General features: G+C 63.4%; 2 protein-coding genes. Both read right to left on the minus strand.

Annotation, left to right across the window (positions count from 1 at the left end):
• Window positions 1-115: 115 nt before the first annotated feature.
• A complete protein-coding gene (locus tag ACSU04_RS18360) occupies window positions 116-1,423 on the minus strand; it encodes an acyl-CoA dehydrogenase family protein (protein ID WP_439290562.1) in 1,308 nt (435 codons plus the stop codon).
• Entirely contained in the window at window positions 1,420-2,151 is a 732-nt protein-coding gene (locus ACSU04_RS18365) for an enoyl-CoA hydratase/isomerase family protein (protein ID WP_439290563.1), read from the minus strand. The genes ACSU04_RS18360 and ACSU04_RS18365 overlap by 4 nt, the downstream gene beginning before the upstream one ends.
• Window positions 2,152-2,514: the final 363 nt, after the last annotated feature.

Below are 2,514 nucleotides of genomic sequence, written 5' to 3' on the forward strand. Positions count from 1 at the left end.
TCATTCTTATACAGCCTTCCTTGACCAAGGCGCAGCACTGCTGCACCGACTTGAGACTTCAAGATCATCTGCGATGGGTGCTGACCATCGCCCAAGGTACCGAAACAACTGGTCCTCAGCCACGCGGAAGTTCCCTCCACGGCTTGCCCTTATAAGGGTCCGGTTCCTTCGGCATGCGCAGCACACGTTCGGCCAGGACGTTCTTGTTGACCTCGGTCGTTCCACCTTCGATGGTGTTGGCTCGGCTGCGCAGCATTCCTTTGACTTCGCTCGGCATCGTCGAGGCGTACTGGTCCGGTTCGCCCGGGTCTCCGTTCCACGCGATGCCGTTCATACCCAGCAACGATGCCGCCGCGCTCTGGATCCGCTGATTGAGGTCCGATCCATGAACCTTCCCGATGGAACTCTCGGGACCAGGTGCCACCTTCTGGGCAATCTGTTCGAGCACGCGACGATTGGTCCATTGCCGGACGATCTCCTCACACCAAAGCTTGACGATGTCGTGGCGAACGGCGGGATCGCTCCATCCACCGGCCAGACCCTCGTCTGAACGACGACGCGCGAGCCTGACCAAGTGCGAGGCGCTCCCCCCACCGACCCGGTCGACTCCACCGGAGCCGGCGCCTGCCACCATCTGTCGCTCTCCGCCGAGCGTGGCCTGTGCCACTCGCCAGCCCTCCCCGATCTCGCCGACGCGTTGCGAGTCGGGCACGACCGCACCGTCGATGAAAGTCTGGAAGAACTCTGTCTCGCCTCCCATGTGGGGAAGCGGCATCGGAGAAACGCCGGCTTGGCGCATGTCGATGAGGAAATACGTGATGCCCTGATGCTTCGGCAGGCTCGGATCCGTCCGCGCCAGAAGGATGGCGAAGTCTGCCTGGTCAGCCCAGGTGGTCCAGATCTTCTGACCCGTAATGATCCATGAATCCCCGTCTCGTTCGGCGCGCGTCGACAAGGAGGCGAGGTCACTCCCCGACCCGGGCTCACTGAACAACTGGCACCAGATTTCGTCGGCCCGGACGATCGGCGGCAGGAAACGGCGTCGTTGCTCCTCGGTGCCGTAGGAGAAGAGCGCCGGGGCCGCAAGGTTCAGGCCAAGCGGATTGAGGCGTGGCAAGTGGTACGGAGCAAGAACGGACTCTGCTGCGCGAACCGCCGCACGGCTCCAGCCCAGACCTCCATGTTCGACGTCCCACGCCGCCGCAACAAGCCCCGACGCACCGAAGGCCGGATACCATTCCCGGTACTCGCTCGGGGTCCGTGCCTGACGCACGGCCACAGGGCCGCCCTCGGCCCCGGCATCGAGCCACGCCTGCGGGATCGTTCGTTGCGCCCAATCCCGCACCGCTTGCGCGGCCTGTTCCGGCGTGGTCGTTGGCCCGGCGAACTCCGCCAGATCCGGATGGTTCGACGTTGTATTCATGGTGTCTCCTCCACAGGGGGTCGATTCAATTCAGCCCATCGCAACGATGACGTTCGATCGTTTTCCAGTGCCGCCCACAACGCGGCCTTGGCTGCGCGTACCTCCTCAGGGGGGCGCGATGCGATGTGTTCAGCCAGTTCTTGAGCGCGCGGTACGAGATCATCGGGCTCGACGACCTCCGACACCAGCCCCCAACGCAGAGCTTCCGCAGCGCTCATGCGCTCGTGCGCTCCCATCAGTGCGACCCGTGCGGCCCGGCTGGCGGGCATGCGCAGCATTAGGCCGATGGCCTCCCACGCACTGGCCTGCCCGACGGACACGTGAGGGTCGACGAATTTCGCCGAAGTCGATGCGATCACGATGTCGGAGTCGACGACGAAGTGTAGTCCGCCGCCGGCGCACATCCCGTTCACTGCCGTGATGACCGGGGTGCGGACCCCGAGGTGCCATCCGGTCAACTGCAACCGGGCATTGCGAGTCCGCCTCGACGAGTCCTTTAAGGTCTCCGGTTCGTTGGCAAGTGCCGCGACGTCAAGTCCTGTCTGGAACGACTTCCCCGCGCCCGTCACGACGATACAGCGCACCGAAGGATCCGCGTCCAGTTCACGCCAGGCACGCGGAAGCGCAGACATCATTGCCGCATCCATCGCATTGCCTGCGTGAGGGCGGTTCAGCACGAGCCAGCCCACAGCGCCCTCTCGGCGGACTTCGATGACCTCGCCATTCATGGCTCTCCTTTTCCGGATTATGACCTCTAGTCATAAGATAGCAAAGAAAGAGGCATCAACGCGACTAGGGTGGGACGATGATCGAATGCCGGCTGAGACATCGCCGACGTCCGCGCAAGCGCGCGTACAGCGTTGGGGGCGGAGGACAGTTCCCGAGTACGCGAGCTCATGGCAACACCCATGGGTGGGATCGGAGCGATTGGCGCAAGTTCTACTCGGCACCGAGTCGCACGACGTGGACGCGATCGTCCACCATATTGAGTCCGCCAGCGAGTCACCGCGTAACCGCCTAACTGAGGAGAATGCAGTCATGACGTACGAAACCATCATTGTTGAGCGCCACGGTCACGTGGGGTGGTTGAT

The sequence above is a fragment of the Microbacterium sp. A84 genome (assembly GCF_051842815.1).
Classification (GTDB): Bacteria; Actinomycetota; Actinomycetes; order Actinomycetales; family Microbacteriaceae; genus Microbacterium.